Source organism: Nocardia sp. NPDC047648 (assembly GCF_040642815.1).
Taxonomy (GTDB): domain Bacteria; phylum Actinomycetota; class Actinomycetes; order Mycobacteriales; family Mycobacteriaceae; genus Nocardia; species Nocardia gamkensis.
Window position 1 is genome coordinate 303,911 of the sequence record NZ_JBEYSX010000004.1, and the last position, 25,254, is coordinate 329,164.

Sequence of the window (25,254 nt, forward strand, 5' to 3'; positions counted from 1 at the left end):
GGTGGCGTTCGTGTTCGCGCCGGCGCGGCGACCGGGCCGGTTCCGTCAGTCCTGTTCTTTCACCTTCGCCATGGCCAGCACGTCGAGGCGGCGGTCGAGTTCCTCCTCGGTCAGCTTCTCGTCCAGCAAGCCGCGATCGATGACGGTCTGGCGAATGGTCTTCTTCTCGCGCAGCGCTTCCTTCGCGACCGCGGCCGCCTCCTCGTAGCCGATCGCGGAGTTCAGCGGTGTGACGATCGAGGGGGAGGATTCGGCGAGCATGCGCAGATGCTCGACATTGGCGACCAGGCCGCGCACGCACTTGTCCGCGAACAGGCGGGCGACGTTGGCCAGCAGGCGAATCGACTCCAGCAAGTTGCGCGCCATCACCGGGATGTACACGTTCAGTTCGAACGCGCCGTTCGCGCCTGCGAAGGCGACCGCGGCATCGTTGCCGATCACCTGGGCGCCGACCTGGGTCACCGCCTCGGGGAGCACCGGGTTGACCTTTCCGGGCATGATCGAGCTGCCCGGTTGCAGATCCGGCAGTTGGAGCTCGGCCAATCCGGTGAGCGGGCCCGAACCCATCCAGCGGATGTCGTTGGCGATCTTGGTCAGGCTCACCGCGATCGTGCGGAGCGCGCCGGATGCCTCGACCAGCCCGTCGCGCGCGGCCTGCGCCTCGAAGTGGTCCTCGGCCTCGCGCAACGCGTCGATGCCGGTGGCGCGCACGAGTTCCGCGACGACCTTCGCGCCGAAGCCCTCCGGCGCGTTCAGTCCGGTGCCGACCGCCGTTCCGCCGATCGGCAGCTCGCCGAGCCGCGGCAGCGTCGCCATGATGCGGTCGATGCCCGCCGCGACCTGGCGGGTGTAGCCGCCGAACTCCTGGCCGAGGGTCACCGGGACGGCGTCCATCAGGTGCGTGCGACCGGACTTCACCACGGTGCGCCACTCCGTCGACTTGTCCAGCAGCGCCAGCCGCAGATGCTCCAGCGCGGGAACCAGGTCGGTGATGACCGCTTCGGTGGCGGCGAGATGCGTTGCGGTCGGGAAGGTGTCGTTGGACGACTGGGACATGTTCACGTCGTCGTTCGGGTGGACCGTGACGCCGTTGGCCTTGGCCAGCGAGGCGATCACCTCGTTGGCGTTCATGTTCGAGCTGGTACCGGAGCCGGTTTGGAAGACGTCGATCGGGAACTGGTCGTCGTGCCTGCCCTCGGCGATCTCGTTCGCCGCGGCGATGATCGCATCGGCCTTCGCGGGATCGAGCAGACCCAGGTCACGGTTCACCGTGGCACACGCGGCCTTCAGCAGGCCGAGCGCGCGAATCTGCGTCCGCTCCAAGCCGCGTCCGCTGATCGGGAAGTTCTCCACGGCCCGCTGGGTCTGCGCCCGCCACAAAGCGTCCACCGGAACCCGGACCTCGCCCATCGTGTCGTGCTCGATGCGGTACTGCGTCTCCTCGCTCATGATCCCGACCCTATGCCGCGGCCGCTGCCCATGGGGCAGCCACGCCTGAGGTCATTCGCACACGCCGGACGAGGTCCACCCGGGAATACCGGAACCGTCCACCGGGACGCCTGCGCCATCGTTCCGGCGACTCACCCGGCCGTTCTGCGATGCGTTCGCTATCTGCCGCCGTTCTATCCGGGGCGGGGGAATTCGGCAACCTCGGGGCCGAGGTTCCGCCTTACGAGACCGCTGGGCTCGTCTTGAAAGGTGAGATGAGCAGTTGCCGGTTCACGCTCGCGTGGCATAGTTCGTTTGCGGCCCGCCTGGTGTTCATGGGCCTGTGTCGGTGAAGAGGTCACAGACGGTTCCGCCGGTGCGGCCGATTATCAGCGGAGTGAGGTGAGGCGCTGTGGCGTCTGACGTGAACGGATCAACCTCGACTCCCGGTTTCGAGCGAAGCGAGACCGAGCATGTTCCGTTCGCGGCCTGGCTCGCGTTTGCGTGGCCGCCGCGTCCGCGACGAAGTCGCAAGCGGTGGTCACGCAAACGCGAGCCACAAGGGCGCCGCGAACACGCCGCGACGAAGTCGCGGCCAAATATCACGGCAGCGGCGGGACCGCGTGTTCGTCGCCGATGAAATCGACCGAGGAGTATTCGCGCAGCTTGGTCAGGCGGTGGTAGGCGTCGATCATGCGGACCGTGCCGGACTTCGAGCGCATGACGATCGACTGGGTGGAGGCGCCGCCGCCGTAGTAGCGCACGCCGCGCAGCAGGTCGCCGTCGGTGACGCCGGTGGCGCAGAAGAAGACGTTCTCACCGGAGACGAGGTCCTCGGTGGTCAGCACGCGGTCGAGGTCGTGGCCCGCGTCGATGGCCTTCTGCCGTTCCTCGTCGTCCTTCGGCGCGAGCATGCCCTGCAACTCGCCGCCCATACAGCGCATCGCCGCGGCGGCGATGATGCCCTCGGGCGTGCCGCCGATGCCGACCAGGATGTCGGTGCCGGAGTCCGGGCGCGCGGCCGCGATCGCGCCCGCGACGTCGCCGTCGGAGATCAGGCGGATGCGGGCGCCCGCGTCACGCACCTGCTGGATCAGCTCGGCGTGCCGGGGACGGTCCAGGATGCAGACGGTCAGGTCGGACTTCGCGGAGTTCTTGGCCTTGGCGACCCGGCTGATGTTCTCGCCGATCGGGGCCGAGATATCGATCACATCGGCGGCGTCGGGCCCGACGGCGATCTTGTGCATGTAGAACACGGCGGACGGATCGAACATGGCGCCGCGCTCGGCCACCGCGAGCACCGAGATCGCGCCGGGCACGCCCTTGGACATCAGCGTGGTGCCGTCGATCGGATCCACCGCGAAGTCCACGTCGGGGCCGGTGCCGTCGCCGACGGCCTCGCCGTTGTACAGCATGGGCGCCTCGTCCTTCTCGCCCTCGCCGATGACGACGATGCCGCGCATGGACACCGAGCTGACCAGCTGCCGCATGGCGTCGACGGCGGCGCCGTCGCCCCCCTCCTTGTCGCCGCGTCCGACCCACCGGCCCGCGGCCATCGCCCCGGCCTCGGTCACGCGGACCAGCTCGAGTGCGAGGTTGCGGTCGGGCGCCTCGCGGCGGCTAGGTGTGGGAGAAGTTGCCGTCATTGCGGGGTGCCTCCTGTGCGTCGGTACGTACCGGTCAATTGTCTCATTCGATGTGGCACGGGCGTACACCCCTGCTCGGCGGCGTCGGGGTGCGCGGTGCGGCGTCGCCGTCCGAGTGGATACTGGGAGCGTGTCGTACCAAAAGCCACGCATCCTGAACGACTACCGGGATCTGTTCTGGTCGCTGATCCCGTTGGTGTTGATCGCGCTGGTTTTCGCGGGCCTGGCCAGCCAGTGCAGTTTCGCGGCGAACGGTCCGACACAGGGGCAGATCCCGCACTTCGACGCGCGGGCGGCGCTCACCGCCGACGCTCGATCCCTGCCGTTCCCGATCCGCGACCCGGAGCTGCCCGCGGAATGGACGCCGAATTCCGGCAGCCGCGAGTCCATCGGCGGCAATGGCGGCGGACCGGTCAGCACGGTCGGCTACATCACGCCGCAGGGCACCTACATGCGTTTCAGCCAGAGCAACGCGACCGAGGAGGCGCTGGCCCGGTTCGTGCTCGGGTCCCGGTACGCCAGCGGTACCGAGCAGGTCGGCGCGCAGAAGTGGATCGTCTACGCCGAGCAGGGCTCGGAGACCGCGTGGATCACCGACCTCGGCCGGTCCCGCGTGCTGATCACCGGCGCGGGCAACCAGGCGGCGTTCACCACGCTCGCCCAGGCGATCGCCGCGGCGCAACCACTGAAGCCCTGAAACACGCTTGCCTTCCGCCGTGCGCGCCCGTTAAGTTCACCGCGGTGCGAGACACGTGCCGAACCGGATCTCGGAGGTCGATGAATATGGCTGCCACCAGCTGTATTCCGCATGCCCTTCGCCGGTTCGCGCGCCCCTGATTCTTTCGCAGACGCGTCGACGCGAACCGGTCTCTTCTCGATGACCCAGGAGTGTCACGTGTCTGTTTTCCTTTCCTCCGATCTGCCCACCGAACGCCTGATCCTGCGGTTGTGGACCGCCGATGCGACGGCCGCCGTGCTCGACGACCAGCGTCGGGCCGCGTGGGCGGCGGATTTCCCGGCCGAGGGCGACCGCGTCATCGCAGGCCTGCTCGCCGAGCATTCGGACTGGCTCGGATCCTTCGGGCACCGGCTGATCGTCGAACGATCGAGTGGGCTCGTCGTCGGATCGATCGGGCTGTTCTGGCCGCCCGCCGACGGTGAACTGGAGATCGGGTACGGCATCGTCGCCTCGCGGCGCGGTCGTGGTTACGCGACCGAGGCCACCGCCGCGCTGACGGCGCACGCGTTCACCGCGCCGGGCGTCCGCGTGGTGCGCGCCGACGTGGAGTTGTCCAATCCGCCGTCGGTGCGTGTGCTGGAGAAAGCCGGGTTCGAGCAGGTGAGCAGCGCGGACGGCGTCGCGCGGTTCCGGGTAGCGGCCACACCGCGGTGAGCGCGGTGCACGGGACCGTCGTCAGCGGTGGCTCACCACGTTGACGATGGTCCCGCTCGGGTCGCGGACGAAGAAGCGGCGCACGCCCCACGGCTCGTCGCGCAGGGGGTAGACGATGTCGGCGCCCGCGGCGAGCACCTCGGCGTGGACGGCGTCGACGTCGTCGACCTCCACGCTCATGTTGGGCTGGAGTTGCTCGGCGTCGGGACCTACGAGCAGGACCTGGGCGGTCGGGTTGGACGGTGAGGCCATGGTCACCACCCAGCCCAGGTCCATCGCCTCCTGGAAGCCGAGCAGCCGGTAGAAATCCCGGCTGGCGGCCAGGTCGGTGGTGCGGATGTCGGGTGTGGCACGGCGGATGGTCATTCCTGCCGCTCCAGGTCGGTGCGGTGCAGCGCGTCCTCGACGCGCTTGCGCGCGCCCGCCAGGTGCTCTTCGCAGCGGGTGGCCAGCGCCTCGCCGCGTTCCCACAGGGCCAGGGATTCGTCCAGGTCGAGGCCCCCCTGTTCGAGGATCTTGACGACGTTGACGAGTTCGTCCCGGGCGCGTTCGTAACCGAAACCGGCGATCTCGGCCGCGTCGTCGGCCGGATCCGCTCCCGTCCCGTTCTTGCCCGTGGACTTGCCGGACTCGGCCAAGGTCAGTTCCTCCCTGTGTCGGTGTGCTTCGCGCCGAGCGCCTGGGCGCCGAGCGCGGCGGCCGTGACGGCCCCGTCGGCCACCCGGATGCGCAACTGGCTACCCGCGGGCGCGTCCTCGATCGAGCGCACCACCTCCCGTTCCCGGCCGGTGACGCGCTGTACGACAGCGTAGCCACGGGCCAGCGTCGCGGCGGGGCCGACGGCGGTGAGTTTCTCGCGCAGGTGCCGGGTGGCCGTGGACTCGGTGCGGATCAGCTGTTCGGCCGAGCGGTGCGCGGCCGCGCGCAGGCGTTCAACCTCTTCCTGGCGGCGATCGATCTCGCGCAGCGGGTCGGCCAGCACGGGCCGCGACCGCAGTTGGGCGAGCGCCCTGGTCTCCCGGTCCACCCAGCCGCGCAGCGCGGCGGCGGTGCGTTCGCGCAGCTCGCGGATGCAGGCCAGTTCGGCGGCGGCGTCGGGGACGATCCGCTTGGCGGCATCGGTCGGGGTCGCCGCGCGCAGATCGGCGACCAAGTCGCTGAGCGGGTTGTCCGGCTCGTGGCCGATCGCGCTCACGATCGGCGTGGTGGCGGCCACGATGGCGCGGCACAGCGCCTCGTCGGAGAACGGCAGCAGGTCTTCCACGCTGCCGCCGCCGCGCGCCAGCACGATCACCTCGACGGCGGGATGCCGATCGAGTTCGGCCAGCGCCGTGAGCATCTGCGCGACGGCGGTGGGTCCTTGCACGGCTGTGTTGCGGATCTCGAAACGTACCGCGGGCCAACGGTTGCGGGCGACGCTCAGCACGTCGCGCTCCGCGGCGCTCGCGCGGCCGGTGATGAGGCCGATCGTCCCGGGCAGGAAGGGGATCGGGCGCTTGAGCCGGGGATCGAACAGACCCTCGGCGGCCAGCAGCGCCTTCAGCCGTTCGATGCGGGCCAGCAGCTCGCCGATGCCGACCGGCCGAATCTCCGTGACGCGCAAGGAGATCGTGCCGCGCCCGGTGAAGAACGAGAGCTTGCCGTAGACGACCACTCGGCTGCCCTCTTGCAAGGGGATGGGGGAATTGCGAATGAGGTCCGGATCGCAGGTCACCGACAGCGACATGTCGGCGGACGGGTCCCGCAGCACCAGGAACGCGGTGCGGGTGCCCGGTCGGAGGTTCATCTGGGTGATCTGGCCCTCCACCCAGATGCTGCCGAGCCGGTCGATCCACTGGGCGACCTTCATGGAAACCGAACGCACCGGCCAGGGGTGTTCGGCGGAGTTGGCCGGTGCGGCGGCGGGCCCGCCGGAGGTCTCCCGGCTTGCCGTCGGCGACGAAGGAGTCCGGGGTTCGGTCACTGGGCCTGCACAGTGGCGATCCGGTTCGTGAGCATGGTCACGAACGGCGCCCTGGCGCGGGTGCGCTGCTCGTAGTCCAGCAGCGCGGTGAGGTCTTCGATCGTCAGCAGGCGCAGCCGGGCGCGCAGCTGGGCCAGGGTCATGTTGGCGTAGTCGTAGCGGACGGCGACTTCCGGTTCGGCGATCTCGGGCGCTTCCGCGGCAGGCTCGGGATCGGTTTCCGAGTCGCCCGGCTCCGGTTCTCCCGCCGGCTCCTCGGCGATCCGCGTCACCGAGGCGACATGGCCGTTGGTCGCTTCGGCGCGGGTGTCGTCGGCGGAGAAGGACTCGTTCGCGCGGAACGGTTCGGGATCGTCGGCGGTGAAGAGATCGAATCGACTGCCGCGATGCGTGGTGGGGCTCGGGTCGTCGGTGAGGTCCTCGTCGAAGGTGGCCCACTCCGGCTGCTCGACCGGGTGGTTGGACAGCCGGTCGAATACCGCGTCGCCCTTCAGAGCCAGGCTGGTGACGAACTGCTGGACGTGCATCGTCGTCTGCAGTACCTGACTGATGGCCGTGATCGGGAAATTCATTGCCGCCGTGGGTAGCCGGCGGGATTCCTCGAGGGCGTATACGGCGGCGCCGGCGGCGACGCGGGCCAGAAAGGGTGGTCGAAACATGGTCCTAGCCTGCCCGAAATGGTGTGTTATGCAAAGGAGGGGCGCGCCCGGTCGCGATATTCGCCGGTTACGGCGTGCGGCCGATCGGCGGGAATTGCGCGGCGCTGTGCTCATAATGCGGAGAATAAACGCAGGTCCCGGCGGGAGTGTCCGAGACATTCGGCGCGGCGGGTCGGCAACTCGGCCGCGGCGGGCTCTCCGCCCCAGTTCGCGGCCCGTACGCACCGGCTCCGGCGCGGATGTGACGGGCAACTCCCGGACGTGGCGTGGTCGCGGTCCGCACGTATCCTGTGGGCATGTCTTCGGCCATTCCCTTGAACGTCGGAATCGCGCGCTCGGCGGGCGTCGGAAACGCCCTTGCCGAGGGCGGAAAACGCGTGCTGCTCGCGGAACCACGCGGGTACTGCGCCGGCGTGGACCGCGCGGTCGAAACCGTCGAGAAGGCGCTGGACAAGCACGGCGCGCCGATCTACGTGCGCAAGGAGATCGTGCACAACCGCCACGTGGTGGAGACGCTGCGCGACCGCGGCGTGATCTTCGTGGACGAGACCGACGAGGTCCCCGAGGGCGCGGTGGTGGTGTTCTCCGCGCACGGCGTGTCGCCCGCGGTGCACGCTTCGGCCGCCGCGCGCAGTCTGCACACCATCGACGCCACCTGTCCGTTGGTCACCAAGGTGCACCAGGAGGCGAAGCGCTTCGCCCGCGACGACTACGACATCCTGCTGATCGGTCACGAGGGCCACGAGGAGGTCGAGGGCACCGCGGGTGAGGCGCCCGAGCACGTCCAATTGGTCGACGGGCCCGGCGCGGTGGACAACGTCAACGTGCGCGACGAGTCGAAGGTGATCTGGCTCTCGCAGACCACGCTGAGCGTGGACGAGACGATGGAGACGGTGCAGCGGCTGCGGGAGCGCTTCCCCGCCCTGCAGGACCCGCCGAGTGACGACATCTGCTACGCCACGCAGAACCGCCAGGTCGCGGTGAAGGCCATGGCGCCGGAATGCGACCTGGTGATCGTGGTCGGCTCGCGCAATTCGTCGAACTCGGTGCGCCTGGTGGAGGTGGCGCTCGGTGCGGGCGCCAAGGCCGCGTATTTGGTGGACTTCGCTCGCGAGGTCGACCCGGCCTGGCTCGACGGCGTTCGCACGATCGGCATCACCTCGGGGGCCTCGGTGCCCGAGATTCTGGTCCGCGGCGTGCTGGACATGCTGGCCGAGCACGGCTACGGCGAGGTTCAGCCGGTCACCACGGCCAACGAGACCCTCGTCTTCGCTCTTCCCCGCGAACTGCGCGACGCCCGGCGCTGACGCCGGGCCGCGCCCGACAGGGCCGGCTCCGGTCCGCGCGCCTCGCGTGCATGCGAGATGAGCAACATCTCCGATACCGAGGCGCGTCGTGGTGAGGTCGCCACGTCCGCGGGCGCAGTAGCCGCGCCGTCGTGCCGAGCGGACCGGCTACAGGTTCTCCGGTCTGCGCCGTTCCGGGCGGCCCGAATCACGTTCGCGGTAGCGCACATTCGGCTGGGGATGCGGGGGCATATCGCGGCGACGGCCCGCGCCGCGCGGTGGTTCTCCTTCGGGCCGCGGCACAGCCCCGGCCGGTCGGGCAGCGCCCCTGGCGGGCGCGCGTCCTTCCCGCGGGCGGGCGGGTGCGACGCGCGGCGGGGTATCGGCGACCTGCGCCGCTGGTCGGCGGGCCGGCCGTGGGGTGGACTCGTCCGAGCCGTCCGCCTCGGGTTCGGCGGGCTCCGCCTTCGGGCGGCGGGTTTTGCGGCGTGGCGAGTCCGCGAGACCACGGGACGGACGGCCGGGCTTGCTCTTCTTCGCAGGCGCCTTGCCCCAGCCCGCGCCGCGGCGGGTCGACGGCGGACGAGTGGACTCCTCTTCGCGGCGGTGCAGATAGATCCGCGCGCCACCGATCAGCAGGACGACCACCGTGGCGAGCATCATGGTCGGGAACCGGTTCACCAGCGGGATCGCCAGGTTCAGCAGGATGTCCTTCAGTGAGGTCGAGCCACGCCCGGTGAGCTGCTGATAGGCCAGCGGCACGGCAACGAACAGCAGCAGCGGCGGCAGCACCATCGTGCTGAACAAGCCGCGATAGCGGACGGCGGCGACCGCCGCCACACACCCGAGGATGTACAGCGCGGCGAACGTGCCGGTCAGCTCGTTATTGCCGCCGCCGGCATCGATCAGGAACCCCAGAAACGTGCAGGCAACCGCGATCAGGATCGCCGCGCCGACCGGGATCCCCGGCACCGACGGCAGGATCGAGCGTTGCGGCGCGGGCACCCGGGATCGCACACGTTCGGAAGCAGCCACGATATGCACACTAGTTGCCGCCGCTCGTGGCGGCGTGGCGGCACGGCCATACTCCTGGTTACTCGCCCGCGTCGGCGAAGCCCACCGCGCGGGGCCGCGAATCCACGCGCCCGATGGCGGGCACTTCCTGCTCGGCCATCTCCAGGTAGTGCAGTTTGCGCGCGGTGACCATCACCCGCGACTCCACCGAGGCCACGGTGTAGTTGAAAGCCTCCACCGCCCTGCCGAGTTGCGTACCCAGCCGGTCCAGATGCTTGCCCGTCATGCCCAGCCGGTGATACAGCTCACGGCCCAGCCGCTGCACGGTGGCCATGTCCCTGGACAGCGCCTCTTGCCGCCAGCCGAAGGCGATGGTGCGCAGCAACGCGATCAGGGTGGTCGGGGTAGCGAGGATCACGTTGCGACCGAACGCGTACTCCAGCAGCTCCGAGTCGGTGGTCAGGGCCGCGTCCAGGAACGGGTCGCCCGGCACGAACAAGACCACGAATTCCGGCGCAGGATCGAAAGCGGCCCAGTACGCCTTGTCCGACAGCTGATCGACATGCGCGCGCAAATGCTTGGCGTGCCGGGTGAGCAGCTCGGCGCGCACGTCGGGGTCGTCGGTGCCGCAGGCGTCCAGGTAGGCGGCGAACGGCACCTTGGCGTCCACCACGATGTGCCTGCCGCCGGACAGGCGCACCACCAGGTCCGGTCGCACCGTGCGGTCGCCCTCGTCGCGACCGGTGCGGGTCACCTGGGTGCCGAAGTCGCAGTGCCTGGTCATCCCGGCCAGCTCTACCACCCGCTCCAGCTGGATCTCGCCCCATCGGCCCCGGACCTGGGGCGCGCGCAGCGCCGCGACCAGCTGCCCCGTCTGCCCGGTGAGCTGGTGCGAGGTGCGCTGCATGTTCGCGACCTGTTCGCGCAGGCCGGAATACGCGGTGAGCCGCTGCCGCTCCACCTGCTGGATGTGCTCGTTCAACGCCCCGACCGCCGCGCGCAGCGGTTCCACCATCGCGCCGACGGCGTGCGAATGCCGCCGCGCGGCATCCTCGTTGGCCGCGGTGAGCGACTGCCGTAGCAGCCGTTCGTTGTCGGCGGCGACCGCGAGCCGCGCTTCCGCCGCCGCGGCGCGCTGCCCGGCCCGTGCGGCGTGGCCCAGCCAGCCCAGGCCGAAACCGGCGGCGAACACCAGCGTCAGTGCGACGAGCATCGGTGCGGTCATAGCGCAGATAGTGCCGTAGGTCACCGACAAGATCGCGCACCCGGCAACTGTTGGGCATCGAGTCGACAACCGGTTCTGCCTGCGTGTTCCGCGCGCGTTCCGCGAGCCATCCGAATTCCGGCATCCGGGGCAGGGGTTCGGGAGGCCATGCGATATGTGATGATTCGGCTCGGCGGGCCGACCGGCTCGAACACGTCCATCCACTCCGCCGGACACTCCGGGCCCTTACTGGGCAAACCCGGCGCAGCGGGCGGGGCGATTGAAGTCTGTCGGTGGGTTGCCCTACGGTTTCGCGGCATGCGGATGCTGCACACCTCGGACTGGCACATCGGGCGCACGTTCCATGGGGTCGATCTGCTTGCCGATCAGGCGCGTTCACTGGCCGCCATCGCGGAGCTGGTGGCCGAGGAGTCGGTCGACGTGGTGGTGCTACCGGGTGACGTGTACGACCGGTCGATTCCGAGCGCCGACGCGATCGCGGTGTGCAACCGCGGATTCGAGGCGATCCGGGCCGCGGGGGCCCAGATCGTCGCCACTTCGGGGAATCACGATTCGCCCGCCCGGCTGGGCGCCGGCGCGAGTTTCGCCGCGGCGGGCGGGCTGCATCTGCGTACCACCGTGGCCGACGCCGATCACCCCGTTCTGCTCGAGGACGCGCACGGTCCGGTGGCGTTCTACGGCATCCCGTACCTGGAGCCGGAGATCACCCGCGCCGAACTAGAAGTGCCGCAAGCGCGTTCGCATGCCGAGATCCTCGACGCGGCGATGGCCCGGGTGCGAGCCGACATCGCGCGACGGCCGGGGGTGCGGACGGTCGTGCTGGCGCACGCCTTCGTGGTCGGCGGGGAATCCACCGGGTCGGAGCGCTCGATTTCGGTCGGTGGGGTGGAGACGGTCCCGCTGGCGGCCTTCGACGGCATCGACTACGTGGCGCTCGGCCACCTGCATTCGCCGCAGACGCTCGCCGAACAGGTCCGCTACTCCGGCTCGCCGCTGCCGTATTCGTTCGGCGAGAACGCGCATCGCAAAGCCGTCTGGATCGTCGACCTGGACGCGTCCGGTCTGCACGCGGTGCGCCGCCGTGACCTGCCGACGGTACGGGGGCTGAGCAAACTGACCGGCACCCTGGACGAGCTGCTGAGCGGCGCGCAGCACGGCGTGGCCGAACAGCACTACGTATCCGCCGTGCTCACCGACGTCGCCCGCCCGGTCGACGCCATGCGCAAACTGCGCGAACGGTTCCCCTACGCCGTCCACGTCGAATGGGCGCGGCCGGAGGGGAACCCCGAGCTGCGCTACCGTGAGCGGGTGCACGGCCGCCGCGACATCGAAGTAGCCCGCAGCTTCCTCACCGACGTCCGCGGCGTACCCAGCTCGAGCGAGATGAGCTGGCTGGAGCGGGCGCTGTCCGCCGCCGTCGCGGAGCCGGAGCAGGAGCAGGTGGCCGCGGTGGCCGCCGCCGAGGAACTGACCGCATGAGCGTCCTGCCGGAGCCGGGCGTAGGCGCGGCGGGATGAGGCTGCACAAGCTCGAGATGACCGCCTTCGGTCCGTTCGCAGGCACCACGGTCGTCGACTTCGACGCGCTCGGCGCCGACGGGCTGTTCCTGCTGCACGGTCAGACCGGCGCGGGTAAGACCACGGTGCTGGACGCCATCGCGTTCGCGCTCTACGGCAGGGTCCCCGGCGCGCGAGGGGAGAGCAAGCGACTGCACTCCGATCACGCCCCGGAGCAGACACCACCGCAAGTGGTCTTGGAGGCGACCTTGGGTGGGCGGCGAGTTCGCCTGACCCGCAGCCCCGAGTTCCAGCGCGCCAAGCGCGACGGTACCGGCACCCGCACCATCAACCCGAAGGCGACGCTGACCTGGCTGGACGGCCGCGGAGAGAACCTGTCCCGAATACCGGATATCGGCGAGGAGGTGCTGCGCCTGCTCGGCATGAGCGCCGATCAGTTCTTCCAGGTGGTGCTGTTGCCGCAGGGCGATTTCGCTCGCTTCCTGCGCGCGGACAACGAGGATCGCGAGAAACTGCTCGAAAAGCTCTTCGACACCAGACGTTTCGGCACCGCGGAGCAGTGGCTCGCCGACAAGCGTCGCGCCGCCGAAGCGGACCTGGACGCTCGCGCGGACGGCGTCAAGCGGCTGATCACGCAGGTGGGTATGGCGGCCGGAGTGGCGGATTCGGTCGGTCCGGCCGAGTGCGTCGGATGGTCGCAGGACCTGCTGGCCACGGCACGCGCCGATCTCGCCGCCGCCGTCGCGGAGACGCAACGCTGTCAACAAGATTCGGCGCGCGTCCGGGAGCAGGCCGAACAGGCGCGTCGGCTGCGCGAGCTGCGTCGCCGCCTGAGCGTGGCGCGCGCCCAGCTGGACGACTACGGCGCGGGCACCGCCCGGCGGGCCGAGCTGCAAGCCGAACTCGACCTCGCTCGCCGGGCCGAGCCGGTCGCGGCCGCTATCGACGAAGCGCGTTCGGCGGTGCGAACCCAGCGCAGGCTCGATGGCGAAAAGCAGGCCACAGCCCTGCGACTCGCGGCCAGGCTGCGGGAACCGGAGAGCGTCGAACTCGGTGGCGCCGAACTGGTCGATACCGACGGCGAGCAGGTCCGAGACGATGCCGACATCGACGCGGCGATCCAGCGCTGGAGCGCGCAGATCGGCGCGCTGGACGAGGTGCGGATCGATGCCGCCACCGCGACCAGGCTCGATGGTGAACTCGCCACGCTGCGCACCGAGGACGCGACGCTGGCCCGGCGCGTGACCGAACTCGCCACGCGGCGTGACGAATTGCCCGCCGCGCTCACCGCGGCCGAGGCCCGGCTGCGTGAGGCCACCGAAGCGGCCGCGGCCCTGCCGGGCATTACCGCGGAGACTGAGCGGCTACAGACCGCCGCGACGGCCGCGGTCGAGCTGGCGGCCCGCCGCACCGCGCTCGATCACGCCCGGATCGAGTTCGACGCCGCCCGCACCGCGCATCTCGACGCCAAGGAACGCGTGCTGGATCTGCGTGAGCGCAGGCTCAGCGGGATGGCCGCCGAACTGGCCGGCGAATTGGTGGACGGGAGTCCGTGCGCGGTCTGCGGTTCGGCGGAGCATCCCGCGCCCGCCCGGCCCACCGACGCCGCGGTGTCCAAGGACGAGGAGCAGGCCGCTGTGGCGGCCGAGCGCGCCGCGGAGGGCACCCGCGACCGCGCGCTGGCCCGCATCACCGGGCTAGAGCGCGAGATCGAAGCGCTCATCGCTCGCGGCGGCGATACCGACCGTGTCGAACTCGCCGCCGCACTGCGCGCCGCGACCGACCGCTACGAGGACACCTCGGAACTGGCCGCGAACGCCGATGGGCTGGAAGCCGAACTCACCCGTTTGCGCGACGGCGAGGCCCGCCTGCACGAGGAGTTGCGCGCATCCGAGGCGCGCCGCAGCGCGGTCGCCGCCACCATCGTTTCCGCCGAGGAGCGCTTGGTCGAACTCACCGAACGGCTGCGTACCGCGGCGGGCGCCGACCAGACCATCGACCGCCGCCGTGCGCGGCTCGCCGCCCTCGTCGGCGAGGCCACCGCCCTGCGCGACGCCCGCGCCGAAGCCGTGGCGGCGCGAGAACAGGTGTCGGTAATCGCCGACCGGGTCCAGAACCTGGCGCGCGCAGCAGGTTTCGTGCTGGAGGGCGACGGCGAGACGGTCACACCGGGCTCCGCTGGTCTGGATGACCCGTTGCGCCTCGCCACCGCTGCCGTCACCGCTCGCGACGATGTCGCGCTCTTGAGCGCCTACGCGAAGGTCGTCGCCGCCGCGTCCCGCAGCCCACGGCAGCAGGCCGAGATCGACACGGAACTCGTGGCAGCCGACCGTGCCCGAGCCGCAGCGGAAGCGGTGCTGGCCGAACCGGAGATCCGGGCGGCAGCGGAGCAGGAGCCCGGCGATCCGGCCGAACTCGACGCGCTCGTGGCGGACGCGCAGGCCGCGCTCAACGCGGCGGTGGCCACCCATGCCGAGGCGAGCAGGCGGGCCGGCCAGCTCGAGGACCTCGGCGGTCAGCTCTGGGCCGCCGTGGACCGGATCGCCCCGGCCCAGCGCGCGTTCGATGAACTGGACGGTCTCGCCGACGTGGTCGCCGGGCGCGGGGCGAACAACCGCCGCATGTCCCTGCACTCCTATGTCCTCGCCGCCCGCTTGGAAGAAGTCGCCCAAGCGGGATCGCTGCGGTTGCGCAGGATGTCCGGCGGCCGCTACGAATTCGTCCACTCGGACAAGGCCGGTCCGCGCGGTCGCCGCGGCGGCCTCGGGCTGGACATCCGTGACGATTACACCGGCGCCATCCGCCCGGCCAAGACGCTCTCCGGCGGCGAAACCTTCATGGCTTCGCTGTCGCTGGCGCTCGGCCTGGCCGACACCGTCGCCGCCGAATCCGGTGGCCTCGTGCTGGACACCCTGTTCATCGACGAGGGTTTCGGCGGCCTGGACGCCGACACCCTGGACGCCGTGATGGGAGTGCTGGACGAACTGCGCGCGGGCGGCCGCGTGGTCGGCGTGGTCAGCCACGTGGACGAGATGCGCCAACGCATCCCCAGCCGCCTGCACGTCCTGCGCGGCCGCGCAGGCTCCCACCTGCAAGCGACCATCGCCTGAGCGTGGGCCTCCCCTCCGCGAGGGACGGATGATCGCCTACAGCCGGTTTTCGGCCCCGATGATGTGCCACTGGGTTCACGCGGCCAACGGGCGATCCATGGGTCTGCCCGCGCGAGTGCTGCGGGCGATGGACGCTCACCCCTCGTGGTCGAGCAGCCACCGTTTCACCGGTAATCCCCAGCGGAAGCCGCCGAGTGCGCCGCCGATGCGCAGGATGCGGTGGCAGGGCACGAAGAGGGCGGCGGCGTTGCGGGCGCACGCGTTGGCCGCGGCGCGCGTGGCGTCGGGGCGGCCGGCGCGGGCGGCGAATTCGGTGTAGGTCAGTGGGCTGCCCGCCGGGACGGCGCGGAGTATCTCCCAGGCGTGGACGAGGAACTCCCCGGACTGCTGACGTACCGGAATCCGATCGATCGCGGTGACATCACCCTCGTGGTAAGCGGTGACGGCGCCGGTCACCTCGCCCAGCGAATCCCGCTGCCGTAACAGGCCGGGGCGCAGGGTGGGGTGGATCAGGCCGCGCAGGTTCTCCGCGTCGGATGTCCAGCCGGAGGCCAGCACCGCGCCGTCGGAGTCGACGAGCGTGGTGAACGGGCCGAGCGGGGTCTGCGTGACGGCGAAATCCGCTGTGGCGGTGGTGGTGCCGCCTGCCTCGGCGCGGACGGTGATGCTGGTGGTCATGATTCGACACTGCCTTTCGTGGTGGCGAGCGCGGGGACATCGGAAGGTGTGGCACGGCTGGTCAGTGCCGCTTTCCACAGGTGCATGGACAAATACGACCGCCACGGCGCCCAGCGCGCGGTGTCCGTCAGATCGACGCCGAGCAGGGTCGCGCCGCGGCGGACGACCAGGTCGGTCCCGAGCAGGACGTCCGGATCGGCGAGCAAGCGCATGATCACGTAGTCGGCCGTCCACGGTCCGACGCCGTCCAGCGCGAGAAGGTCGCGGCGCAGGTCGGCGGCGGTACGTCCCTGGTGCAGCGGCAGTTCGCCGGAAGCGAGTGCCTCGGCGGCCGCGATGATGGAACGGATGCGCCGCGCCGGTCCGGTCAAGACCTCTGCGCCACGCTCGGCGATGACTTCGGGTGCCGGGAACAGCAGCGGAATCGGCCCGTCCACCCGTTCACCGAGCGCTTCGACCAGCCGCGCGGTGTGCGTGGCGGCGGCCGACACCGAGATCTGCTGCCCGATCATGGTGCGCAGCAAGAGTTCGGCTCCGTCCAGGCACCCGGGCACACGGATACCAGGCGTGAATGACGGCCGCGCCGCGTCGAGCGGCTCCGCCTCGGTCAGCGCCTCGGTTTCCGGCGGCGGCCCCGACCCCGCGTCCGGCAGGTACTCGGCGGCCTGCTCGGGCAGTTGTCCCGAGGAGGGCATGCGCGCCGCGGGACCGACACCGAGCGCGTCATCGATCCCGATCGGGTCGGCGTCCAGATCCAGCAGGTGCCGCAGCCTGGCCACCGTCGGCGCGAGATCGCGCATGTCGTGCAGGGACAATTCCGCTCGCACATGGTCGCGCTGGAAGCTCAGCCGCGCGGTGGCGTGCCCGTGTGGCGTGCGCAGATTCCTGGTGTAGGCGCGGTTCTCCCACAATTCCATGCCCGGTACGACATGGGCGGACAGGAACCATTCCAGCCAGGCCCGGTCGAGCGGCTCCCGGTAGGGCAGCCGCAGGGTGAGCGATCCGCTGCCGGCCTGTGCCGCGCGCGCGGGGGCGCTGCTCTTCGCGCGCTGCGCCTCGAGTCGCATGGTGGTGGGGCTCACCGCGAAGACCTCGCGCACCGTGTCGTTGAACTGGCGAATGGAGGCGAAGCCCGCCGCGAACGCGATGTCGGACATGGGCATGGCGGTGGTCTGGATCAGCAGCCGCGCGGTGTGTGCTCGGTGCGCCCGTGCCAGTGCCAGCGGCCCCGCGCCCAGTTCCGTGGTCAGCACCCGGGTGAGCTGGCGCTGGGAGTAGCCCAGGGTGGCGGCCAGCCCGGGCACTCCGGCGCGCTCGACCACGCCGTCACCGATCAGCCGCATCGCCCGGGCGGCCAGATCCGCCCGCGTGTTCCACAGCGGCGATCCGGGCGCGGCGTCCGGCAGGCAGCGGCGGCAGGCGCGGTAGCCCGCCTGCTGCGCCGCTGCGGCGGTCGGCAGGAACGACACGTTGGCCCGCTTCGGGGTGATCGCCGGACACGAAGGGCGGCAATAGATTCCGGTGGTGCGTACCGCGGTGAAGAATTGCCCGTCGAATCGAGAGTCCCGGGTCGACACCGCCCGGTAGCAACGTTCGAAATCCAATGCCGTGATCGTCACGTCCACCACAATGGCAGCTGCGGCGGACCCGTGCTAGCGGAAATCGGCCACCACCGCTGGTGGTTGTCCCTACCTCGCACAACGGTCATGACATCGCACAGCCGTCGCCTGCTTCGCGGTTGTGGCGCCTACCAAACAGGGGTGTGGCGGCACGCGCCGAAATTTTGCCGGTCAGCAGCAGCGATTGGCCGGATTGCGATCCGCCTCGGCATGCCGCTGCCGCCAGTACTCCCGCTCGGTCGGAATGGCGCATCCCGGGTGCCTGCGCCGCAGGTGCTCGACATAGCGCTGGTAATCCTGCCCGCCCAGGATCGAGTCGAACCACCAGATGGCCGCCCGAACGCCGTCGCGGCAGGCGCGGGCCGCGGCGCGCAGCCGGGTGCCGACCGGTCGCCCGGACCGGTCGGCACCCTGGATGGCCGAGTCGCTCATTGCGCGTGGACGTGTGCCGCGCCGGGAGCGCGCACCTTTCCGGTCGCGATCAACTCGTCCCACTGCTTCTGCACTTCCCTCTCCGCCGCGGTGGCGACGAAACCGCTGGGCGCGAAGATCTTCGACGGCTCCTCCGGCGTCTCGGTGGTCTTCGTCTCGCCGGAGCGCCAGGCGCGGTAGGCGACCAACCCGCCGACCACCGCGACGATCAGCACCAGCACCGCGAACACGATCGACAACGTGCCCTGGATGAAGGTGTTGCGCACGATCGCGGTCATATCGTCCTGCGTCTTCGCCGTCAGGCACAACTTCCCGGCGTCCTGCGCGGCCTGGCAGATGCTGTGCTGCTTCCAGTAGCCGAGCTTCGGGTCGGCGGAGAAGATCTTCTGCCACGATGCCGTCATGGTCACCAGCAGGTCCCAGACCAGCGGAATACCGGGCACCCAGGCCCATTTCGTGAGGCCCTTCTTCACCACGATCACCAGTACCACGGTCAACGCGATGGCCGCGAGCAACTGGTTGGCGATGCCGAACAGCGGGAACAGCGTGTTGATGCCGCCCAGCGGGTCGGTGACGCCCATCAGCAGGATCGAACCCCATGCCGCGACCACGATGGCGGAGCACAGCCACGCGCCCACCCGCCAGGACGGATCACGGAACTTCTTCGCCGCCCCGCCGAAGTTGCCCAGCGCGTCCGAGAGCATGAACCGCGCCACCCGGGTGCCCGCGTCGATCGTGGTGAGGATGAACAGCGCCTCGAACATGATCGCGAAGTGATACCAGAACGACTTCATGCTCGCGCCGCCGAGGAACTGGTGGAACACCTCCGAGATGCCGACCGCCAGCGTCGGCGCGCCGCCCGTGCGAGAGATGATCGACGATTCGCCCACGTCGCTCGCCGCCTGGCTCAGCTCCGCCGGAGTGACCGCGGGACCGCTGAGCCCGAGGCTGTTGGTGTAGGCCGCGGCCTTCTCCGCGGTGCCGCCGGTGAGGCCGAGCGGCGCGTTCATCGCGAAGTACAGGTGCTGGTCGATGATCGAAGCGGTGATGATGGCCATGACCGCGACGAACGACTCCATCAGCATGCCGCCGTAGCCGATCATCCGGGCGTGCGACTCCTTCTCCAGCAGCTTCGGCGTGGTGCCGGAGGAGACCAGTGCGTGGAACCCGCTCAGCGCGCCGCAGGCGATGGTGATGAACAGGAAGGGGAACAGCGAGCCCGCGAAGGCAGGCCCGGTGCCGGTGGACGCGAACGACGAGACCGCGGGGGCGTGCAGCACCGGCAGCGTGACGAGGATGCCCACCGCGAGCAGCCCGATGGTGCCGACCTTCATGAACGTCGACAGGTAGTCACGCGGCGCGAGCAGCAGCCACACCGGAAGTACCGAGGCGACGAAGCCGTAGGCGATCAGCAGCCACGAGATGGTCACCGGCGAGAGCGTGAACCAGTCCGCGCCCCAGTCGGTTTCCGACACCCAACCGCCGCTCACGATGGCCAGCAGCAGCAGCGCGAATCCGATCACGGAGACCTCGCCGACCTTGCCCGGCCGCAGGAACCGCAGGTACACGCCCATGAACAGCGCGATCGGAATGGTCATGCCGATCGAGAAGACGCCCCAGGGGCTGTGCGCGAGCGCGTTGACCACCACCAGAGCGAGCACCGCCAGCAGGATCATCATGATCACCAGCACGCCGACGATGGCCGACCAGCCGCCGATCACCCCCAGCTCGTCCCTGGCCATCTGCCCGAGGCTGCGGCCGCGCCGCTTCATCGAAACCCACAGCACCAGGTAGTCCTGCACCGCGCCGGCCAGTACCACGCCGACCACGATCCAGATGGTCCCCGGCAGGTAGCCCATCTGCGCGGCCAGCACCGGCCCGACCAGCGGACCCGCGCCCGCGATGGCGGCGAAATGGTGCCCGTAGAGCACCCGCCGGTCCATCGGCATGTAGTCCTTGCCGTTCTCCAGGATCTCGGCGGGCGTGGCCAGGTCGTCACGTGGTTCGACGATCTTGCGTTCGATGAACCTGGCGTAGAACCGATACGCGATGATGTAGGTGGACACCGCCGCGATCACGATCCACACCGCGTTCACCGATTCGCCCCGCGAGATGGCGAGCACCGCCCAGGCTATGGCGCCGAGTACGGCGATCCCGCCGAAGATCAATTTCTTGGCCGGTGTGATCGGGGACTTGTCGACCACGCCGACGGGCGGCAGATCGGGATCGGTCCGCAGATATTCGATTGTCGCCATCTGCCTTCTCTCCTGTAAAACGCGCAGGATCTTGCTGAAACACGTGACAACGTATCCGATCGATGATCGCCGTCGTGCCGATTCCGGACGCCGGGCGGGCACCGTGAAATATTGTTCATGTGTCGGCCGTCACCAGGTGATTGCCGGACGTATGCTGCCATGCGGTTCGAGAAGCTCCACATCCGCCCTGGAGGAGGGCTGTGTTGCGTGCGAATCCCGTCGCCCGGGTCCGTCGCCGGACGCTGCTCGGGTCGGCGCTGGCCGCGCCGCTGCTGGCCGGCGGCTGCGGTTCCGATGACGACGCGCTGACCTTCTTCTTCCAGGCCAGGCCGGAAGAGGCGCGGGTGCGGCTGAAGATCATCGACGAGTTCCGGAAATCGCACCCGGACATCCGGATTCGCACCATCGTCTCGGGGCCGGATCCGTTGCAGCAGATGCTCACCTACTGCGCGGGCGGTAAGTGCCCGGACGTGCTGATGGCGTGGGAGCTGCTCTATTCCGGGCTGGCCGAGCGCGGCGTCCTGCTGGATCTGAACACGCTGCTGGATCGCGACCCCCGCTACGCAGCCGAGCTGAAAGCAGACAGCTACCCGGCGCTGTATGACACCTTCGCTTACGCGGGCGGGCAGTACGCCCTGCCCGAACAGTGGTCCGGCGTGTTCCTGTACTACAACCGGACACTGTTCGAGGAGGCCGGGATCACCCCACCCGCACGCTGGCGGGACGCCTGGACGTTCGACGAGTTCCTGTCCGCGGCCACGGCGTTGACCAGGCGCGACTCGTCCGGACGGACCCGGTGGGGTTTCGCCGACGCCTGGGTGCCGTACTTCTCGGCGGCCTGCTTCGGCATGAACAACGGCGCCGAATGGTTCTCGCCCTCGGTCCGCCCGACCAGGACCAACCTCGGCGATCCGCGCTTCGCCGAAGGGTTCCAGTTCTACGCCGATCTCGCCGTACGCCACCGCGTGGCGCCGAAAGCCGCCGACACGCTCTCCGTTTCGGCGCCCGACCTGTTCCGGCGGGGCCGGGCGGCGATGGCATTGGGCGGGCACTGGTTGTACTCCGAATTCGCCGGGCACGACGATCTCGCGATCGACGTCACGGTGCTGCCGGTCGGACCGCACGGCGGTCCCGGCGCCATCACCGACGTCGGCAGTACCGGCCTGGCCATCGCCGCGGACAGTCCGCGCGTCGAGCAGGCCTGGGAGTTCGTGAAGTTCGCGACCGGGCCGGTGGGGCAGGCGATCATCGCCGCGTCCGGGCTGTTCGTTCCGGTGCTGAAATCGGCCATGGGTTCACCGGGTTTCGCCGCCGCGCACCGCGAGATCGGCAATCTCGAGGTGTTCACCGACGGCCCGGCCAGCTCCCGTCCGCTGCCGGTGACGCCCGCGTGGGGCAAGGTGTCCGCCCTGCTCGAACGCGGCTCCAACCGGGTGCTGCGCGGCGCCGCCACCGCCGCGTCCTTGGACGGGCGTTTCGCCTCCGACGTCGACGCGCTGCTGGACACGCCGTGACCGGCGCGCAAAGGTCGCAAACTTCGGGCAAAAGAGGTGTGGCCTCCCGGCTGGCGCGGCGTCGAGAGCGGGCCGGGTGGGCATTCGTCGCGCCCAACGTGGCGGCCGTCGCGATTTTCTTGTTGTTCCCGTTGGGATTTTCGCTCTATCTGAGTTTTCATTCGTGGGACTTGTTCAGCCCCATGCGCTTTGTCGGTGTGGACAACTACCGGCGGCTGTTCGGTTCGGACCCGTTGTTTCTCATCGCATTGCGCAACACGGCGGTTTTCACCGTATCGACCTTGGTGCCGACGGTGGGCATCGGACTGGTCGTCGCCGCCGCGCTGAATCGAAAGCTGGCCGGTATCGGCCTGTTTCGGACCATCGCGTTTCTGCCGTTGGTCGCCTCGGCGGTCGCCATGGCCGTGGTGTGGCGGTTCCTGTTCACCGACGACGGGCTGCTGAATCTGGCGCTGGGCGGGCTCGGCATCGGCGCGGTGCCGTGGCTGACCGACCCCGACTGGGCGCTGGTCTCGCTCAGCATCGTCACCGTGTGGAAGAGCGTGCCGTTCGCGACGGTCATTCTGCTCGCCGCCATGCAGGGCGTGCCGGAGACGCTCTACGAGGCCGCGAAGATCGACGGAGCCGGTGCGCTGCGGCGGTTCTTCGCGATCACGCTGCCGCTGATCCGAGGGCCGTTGTCGTTCGTCTTCATCATCACGATCATCAATTCGGTGCAGGCATTCGACCAGGCCTACGCGCTGACCGGCGGGAACGGGGGACCGGAGACGGGTACGTACCTCCTGGGGATCATGCTGTTCCAGCACGCGTTCGGCTTCTACGAGGTGGGTTACGCCTCCGCGCTCGCCTGGGTGATCTTCGCGATGCTGTTCCTGCTGACCCTGGTGCAGCTGCGGCTGGCCCGGCGTTCGGAGGTGGAACAGTGAATACCTACGAGGTGGTGCGGCGCGCACTGCCGGTCCGGCGCGACCGCGCGGGCGTCTCGTTCGGCCGGGTCGACCGGGCGATCGTGCGGCGGCTGCTGCGCGGGACCGCGATATACGCGGTGCTGGTGGGCATCGCGTGGTGCGCGCTGCTGCCGATCCTGTGGGCGATGTCGGGCTCGCTGAAGCGGGACGGTGAGATCGCCGACGCGGCCTTTCTCCCGCAGCGGCCGCAATGGTCGAACTACGGGAAGGTCTTCGAACTGCTGCCGATGGGGCGGATGCTGCTCAACACCACGGTCTACGCGCTGTGTGTGACGGCGGGGCAGGTCTTTTTCTGCTCGCTGGCCGGTTACGCGTTCGCGCGCCTCCGTTTTCGCGGGCGGGACATATTGTTCCTCGCCTACCTCGCGACGCTGATGGTGCCGCTGACCGTGACGGTGATCCCGCAGTTCCTGCTGATGCGGGCGTTCGGCTGGGTGGACACCCCGTGGGCGATGATCGTTCCCGGCCTGTTCGGCAGCGCGTTCGGCACGTATCTGATGCGGCAGTTCTTCCGCACGCTGCCCGACGAATTGGAGGAGGCAGCCATCCTCGACGGCTGCAACACCTGGCAGGTCTACTGGCGGGTCCTGCTGCCGCATACCCGTCCGGCGCTGATGGTGCTCGCCGTGCTCACCTGGATCACCGTGTGGAACGACTTCCTCTGGCCGTTGGTCATGATCCAGCGCGAGGACGTCGCCACCGCGACACTGGGCCTGATCCGGCTGCAAGGCCAGTACCACACCCAGTGGCCGATCCTCATGGCCGCCGCGATCGTCATCCTGGTTCCGCTGCTGGTGATCTACGCGATCGCGCAGCGCGCGTTCATCCGTGGCATCGCGATGTCGGGGCTCGGCGGGCGTTGAGCAGGACCTCGCCCGCTGCCGCGGCGCCTCGGCAAGGCCCCGCGGTCGGGTAGCGGCCGGGCGTCGTCGGCCTCGCCGATCAAGCGCCCCAATAGGTGCCGAAGCTCCAGAGGTTGCCCTCCGGGTCGCGGACCGTGAAGCCGCGCGAGCCGTAATCCTCGTCGCGCAGGTCGCGGACCACTTCGGCGCCCGCGGCGGTCGCGCGGGCGAACAAGGCGTCGGGCTCCTCGCAGACCAGATAGACAGAGTCGGTGCCGGTCGGGCGGGTGCCGAACGGGCTGTCGTCCTTGCCCGCCGATCCGAACATGACGCCGCCGCCGAGCGGCCAGCGCAGTTCCGCGTGCTCCACGATCGACGGGTCGTCCTCGCGGGTGTACAGCGCGGCTTCCCGGAAGCCGAACGCCTCGACGAGGAAGGTGGTCATGGCGCGGGCATCGCGGAAGGTCAGCGCGGGCCAGACGGCGGTGCGGGTGCTGGTTTCTGTCGGATTCGTCATGGATCAATCGTCATCCGGCGGACTCGTCGGCGGCTTGGACGGATGGAACCTCCTCGGCGAGCCAGACGGTCGGGCTCGTCCCGGCGAGGTCGGCGAAGTCGCGGTCCAGATGGGCCTGGTCGTAATAGCCGCACGCGGCGGCCACCTGGGCGATGGTGACGTAGGAGGGCGTGTGCGCGAGCATGCGGCGGGCTCGTTCGAAACGCGTGATCCGGGCCGCGAGCTTCGGGCTCAGACCGAACTCGCGATTGAACCGCCGCGTCAGATGCTGCCTGCTCCACCCGATCTTCTCGGCCAGCGGGCCGACCGCGATCGCGCCGCCGGAACCGACCACGGCGCGCCAGGCCCAGCTGAGTTCCGAACGCACCGCGCGGCCGGGATCGGCGAGCGCGCAGAGCACCCGATCGCACACGGCGAAACGTTCCGGCCAGCTCGGCGCGGACTGCAACCGTTCCCACAGCTCGAGGCCGACAGGACCCACGACGTCGGACAATTCGACCGACGTGTCCCACAGCGCGGCCGCGGGCATGCCGAACAAGGTGCGGCAACCGAGTGGCGTGAGCGCCACGGCCACGCCCTCCTGGTGACCGTCGTGCGCGATCAGCGCCGTGCTCGCCTGTAGGCCGCTCAACACGCACCGGTAGTTCCGCGGAGACTGTCGCGGATCGGTCTGCTCGACGACGTCGATCGTCGGGCCGATCCCCACGATGAAAGTCATGTGCCGCGAAGGCAACCCACGATGGGTCGCCGCCGCGAACCCGGACATGCGATACCCGATATAGCGGTCGATGAACGCGGCGAGCACGGGCGCCGGACGCGCCGTCACCACCTCCGTGGTCGGCTCCATACGGGACACGCTACGCCCGGGGACCGACACCTGGCCCGCTCGGTTCGCGACGTCGACGTGCGCGCGGATCGCCGTTTCGGCGGTTGCCGTGTGGAGCAGGCAGGTGGCCATGTCGACGCGGATGCGCTGGGAGCCTTCTGCCGCATGGTCGTGAGCTGTGGCACGCGGACGATCGCAGCGCGGGATGGTCGGGCAGCGCATGCGGACCACCGCCGTGACCGGGTGGCCTGCCAGTGCTTGGTCCCTGGTGTCGGGCAGCTCTCCACCGGTTCCGGGCGCTGGTGAGATGTACCACTACAGCGTGTAGTGGACTGTGATCACCCGTCGCGATCCGGCTACCG

Annotated in this window: 22 protein-coding genes; 8 read left to right on the top strand and 14 right to left on the bottom strand. The window is 69.8% G+C overall.

The features are described 5' to 3' along the window. Positions 1-45 precede the first annotated feature (45 nt). Together ABZ803_RS12465 and glpX are read right to left on the bottom strand one after the other, a co-directional pair. Positions 46-1,449 carry a class II fumarate hydratase gene (locus ABZ803_RS12465; protein ID WP_357036050.1) on the bottom strand — a complete coding sequence of 468 codons (1,404 nt, stop codon included), beginning with the start codon at positions 1,447-1,449 and terminating at the stop codon, positions 46-48. A gap of 581 nt (positions 1,450-2,030) precedes the next feature. Beyond that, positions 2,031-3,074 carry a class II fructose-bisphosphatase gene (gene glpX / locus ABZ803_RS12470; protein ID WP_357036053.1) on the bottom strand — a complete coding sequence of 348 codons (1,044 nt, stop codon included), beginning with the start codon at positions 3,072-3,074 and terminating at the stop codon, positions 2,031-2,033. A 130-nt stretch (positions 3,075-3,204) separates the two neighbouring features. Between glpX and ABZ803_RS12475 the strand changes: the two genes are divergently transcribed. Both ABZ803_RS12475 and ABZ803_RS12480 read left to right on the top strand, forming a co-directional pair. Then, entirely contained in the window at positions 3,205-3,771 is a 567-nt protein-coding gene (locus tag ABZ803_RS12475) for a DUF4245 domain-containing protein (RefSeq protein ID WP_357036056.1), read from the top strand. 198 nt (positions 3,772-3,969) lie between these two features. Beyond that, positions 3,970-4,467, top strand: coding sequence for a GNAT family N-acetyltransferase (locus tag ABZ803_RS12480; RefSeq protein WP_357036059.1), 498 nt, complete (start codon positions 3,970-3,972; stop codon positions 4,465-4,467). Between the two features lie 21 nt (positions 4,468-4,488). Here the strand turns inward: ABZ803_RS12480 and ABZ803_RS12485 are convergent, their stop codons facing one another. The 4 genes from ABZ803_RS12485 to ABZ803_RS12500 all read right to left on the bottom strand — a co-directional run bounded on the left by ABZ803_RS12485 (position 4,489) and on the right by ABZ803_RS12500 (position 7,089). Next, positions 4,489-4,833: a VOC family protein gene (locus ABZ803_RS12485; RefSeq protein ID WP_357036062.1), complete on the bottom strand. Its 345-nt coding sequence runs from the start codon at positions 4,831-4,833 to the stop codon at positions 4,489-4,491. Beyond that, positions 4,830-5,036, bottom strand: coding sequence for an exodeoxyribonuclease VII small subunit (locus tag ABZ803_RS12490; RefSeq protein ID WP_051175542.1), 207 nt, complete (start codon positions 5,034-5,036; stop codon positions 4,830-4,832). The genes ABZ803_RS12485 and ABZ803_RS12490 overlap by 4 nt, the downstream gene beginning before the upstream one ends. Positions 5,037-5,107: 71 nt before the next feature. Continuing rightward, positions 5,108-6,331, bottom strand: coding sequence for an exodeoxyribonuclease VII large subunit (gene xseA / locus ABZ803_RS12495; protein WP_357036356.1), 1,224 nt, complete (start codon positions 6,329-6,331; stop codon positions 5,108-5,110). A gap of 95 nt (positions 6,332-6,426) precedes the next feature. Beyond that, on the bottom strand, positions 6,427-7,089 hold the full coding sequence (locus ABZ803_RS12500) for a lipid droplet-associated protein (protein WP_357036065.1): 663 nt from the start codon (positions 7,087-7,089) through the stop codon (positions 6,427-6,429). Positions 7,090-7,385: 296 nt separating this feature from the next. On the opposite strand from ABZ803_RS12500, the gene ABZ803_RS12505 reads away from it, so the two are divergent. Then, positions 7,386-8,396: a 4-hydroxy-3-methylbut-2-enyl diphosphate reductase gene (locus ABZ803_RS12505; protein WP_357036068.1), complete on the top strand. Its 1,011-nt coding sequence runs from the start codon at positions 7,386-7,388 to the stop codon at positions 8,394-8,396. Between the two features lie 147 nt (positions 8,397-8,543). Here ABZ803_RS12505 and ABZ803_RS12510 read toward each other — a convergent pair whose 3' ends face one another. Further along, positions 8,544-9,410, bottom strand: coding sequence for a DUF6542 domain-containing protein (locus ABZ803_RS12510; protein ID WP_357036071.1), 867 nt, complete (start codon positions 9,408-9,410; stop codon positions 8,544-8,546). A 58-nt stretch (positions 9,411-9,468) separates the two neighbouring features. Then, positions 9,469-10,614, bottom strand: a complete 1,146-nt coding sequence (locus tag ABZ803_RS12515; protein WP_357036074.1) for a DNA recombination protein RmuC — start codon at positions 10,612-10,614, stop codon at positions 9,469-9,471. Positions 10,615-10,911: 297 nt separating this feature from the next. On the opposite strand from ABZ803_RS12515, the gene ABZ803_RS12520 reads away from it, so the two are divergent. Then, positions 10,912-12,093, top strand: coding sequence for an exonuclease SbcCD subunit D (locus ABZ803_RS12520; RefSeq protein ID WP_357036077.1), 1,182 nt, complete (start codon positions 10,912-10,914; stop codon positions 12,091-12,093). A 34-nt stretch (positions 12,094-12,127) separates the two neighbouring features. Then, positions 12,128-15,241: an SMC family ATPase gene (locus tag ABZ803_RS12525; RefSeq protein ID WP_357036080.1), complete on the top strand. Its 3,114-nt coding sequence runs from the start codon at positions 12,128-12,130 to the stop codon at positions 15,239-15,241. Positions 15,242-15,376: 135 nt separating this feature from the next. Here ABZ803_RS12525 and ABZ803_RS12530 read toward each other — a convergent pair whose 3' ends face one another. From ABZ803_RS12530 to ABZ803_RS12545, 4 genes are all read right to left on the bottom strand, one after another. After that, positions 15,377-15,919, bottom strand: coding sequence for a methylated-DNA--[protein]-cysteine S-methyltransferase (locus ABZ803_RS12530; RefSeq protein WP_357036083.1), 543 nt, complete (start codon positions 15,917-15,919; stop codon positions 15,377-15,379). Next, a complete protein-coding gene (locus tag ABZ803_RS12535; protein ID WP_357036359.1) occupies positions 15,916-17,544 on the bottom strand; it encodes an Ada metal-binding domain-containing protein in 1,629 nt (542 codons plus the stop codon). Before ABZ803_RS12535 ends, ABZ803_RS12530 begins: the two co-directional genes overlap by 4 nt. Before the next feature lie 165 nt (positions 17,545-17,709). Continuing rightward, positions 17,710-17,913 carry a YbdD/YjiX family protein gene (locus tag ABZ803_RS12540; protein ID WP_063051221.1) on the bottom strand — a complete coding sequence of 68 codons (204 nt, stop codon included), beginning with the start codon at positions 17,911-17,913 and terminating at the stop codon, positions 17,710-17,712. Between the two features lie 53 nt (positions 17,914-17,966). Further along, positions 17,967-20,225: a carbon starvation CstA family protein gene (locus ABZ803_RS12545; protein WP_357036086.1), complete on the bottom strand. Its 2,259-nt coding sequence runs from the start codon at positions 20,223-20,225 to the stop codon at positions 17,967-17,969. A 203-nt stretch (positions 20,226-20,428) separates the two neighbouring features. Between ABZ803_RS12545 and ABZ803_RS12550 the strand changes: the two genes are divergently transcribed. The 3 genes from ABZ803_RS12550 (at position 20,429) to ABZ803_RS12560 (ending at position 23,570) form a co-directional block, all read left to right on the top strand. Further along, positions 20,429-21,739: a sugar ABC transporter substrate-binding protein gene (locus ABZ803_RS12550; protein ID WP_357036089.1), complete on the top strand. Its 1,311-nt coding sequence runs from the start codon at positions 20,429-20,431 to the stop codon at positions 21,737-21,739. A 50-nt stretch (positions 21,740-21,789) separates the two neighbouring features. Continuing rightward, positions 21,790-22,665, top strand: a complete 876-nt coding sequence (locus ABZ803_RS12555; protein ID WP_357036363.1) for a sugar ABC transporter permease — start codon at positions 21,790-21,792, stop codon at positions 22,663-22,665. A gap of 80 nt (positions 22,666-22,745) precedes the next feature. Continuing rightward, positions 22,746-23,570 (top strand): carbohydrate ABC transporter permease, encoded by an 825-nt coding sequence (locus ABZ803_RS12560; protein ID WP_357036366.1) that lies wholly within the window; start codon positions 22,746-22,748, stop codon positions 23,568-23,570. A 79-nt stretch (positions 23,571-23,649) separates the two neighbouring features. On the opposite strand, the gene ABZ803_RS12565 is transcribed toward ABZ803_RS12560, so the two are convergent. Beyond that, the gene (locus ABZ803_RS12565) at positions 23,650-24,066 is read right to left on the bottom strand and encodes a VOC family protein (RefSeq protein ID WP_357036092.1); all 417 of its coding nucleotides are present in this window, start codon (positions 24,064-24,066) and stop codon (positions 23,650-23,652) included. Between the two features lie 10 nt (positions 24,067-24,076). Further along, positions 24,077-24,913, bottom strand: coding sequence for a helix-turn-helix domain-containing protein (locus ABZ803_RS12570; protein WP_357036095.1), 837 nt, complete (start codon positions 24,911-24,913; stop codon positions 24,077-24,079). Positions 24,914-25,254: the final 341 nt, after the last annotated feature.

Excerpts from the sequence above, each read along its gene's own strand:
- ABZ803_RS12565 (WP_357036092.1), bottom strand. The coding sequence starts at position 24,066 with ATGACGAATCCGACAGAAACCAGCACCCGCACCGCCGTCTGGCCCGCG.
- glpX (WP_357036053.1), bottom strand. The coding sequence starts at position 3,074 with ATGACGGCAACTTCTCCCACACCTAGCCGCCGCGAGGCGCCCGACCGC.
- ABZ803_RS12570 (WP_357036095.1), bottom strand. The coding sequence starts at position 24,913 with ATGGAGCCGACCACGGAGGTGGTGACGGCGCGTCCGGCGCCCGTGCTC.
- ABZ803_RS12515 (WP_357036074.1), bottom strand. The coding sequence starts at position 10,614 with ATGACCGCACCGATGCTCGTCGCACTGACGCTGGTGTTCGCCGCCGGT.
- ABZ803_RS12505 (WP_357036068.1), top strand. The coding sequence starts at position 7,386 with ATGTCTTCGGCCATTCCCTTGAACGTCGGAATCGCGCGCTCGGCGGGC.
- ABZ803_RS12525 (WP_357036080.1), top strand. The coding sequence starts at position 12,128 with ATGAGGCTGCACAAGCTCGAGATGACCGCCTTCGGTCCGTTCGCAGGC.
- ABZ803_RS12465 (WP_357036050.1), bottom strand. The coding sequence starts at position 1,449 with ATGAGCGAGGAGACGCAGTACCGCATCGAGCACGACACGATGGGCGAG.
- ABZ803_RS12485 (WP_357036062.1), bottom strand. The coding sequence starts at position 4,833 with ATGACCATCCGCCGTGCCACACCCGACATCCGCACCACCGACCTGGCC.
- ABZ803_RS12530 (WP_357036083.1), bottom strand. The coding sequence starts at position 15,919 with ATGACCACCAGCATCACCGTCCGCGCCGAGGCAGGCGGCACCACCACC.
- ABZ803_RS12500 (WP_357036065.1), bottom strand. The coding sequence starts at position 7,089 with ATGTTTCGACCACCCTTTCTGGCCCGCGTCGCCGCCGGCGCCGCCGTA.
- ABZ803_RS12545 (WP_357036086.1), bottom strand. The coding sequence starts at position 20,225 with ATGGCGACAATCGAATATCTGCGGACCGATCCCGATCTGCCGCCCGTC.
- ABZ803_RS12520 (WP_357036077.1), top strand. The coding sequence starts at position 10,912 with ATGCGGATGCTGCACACCTCGGACTGGCACATCGGGCGCACGTTCCAT.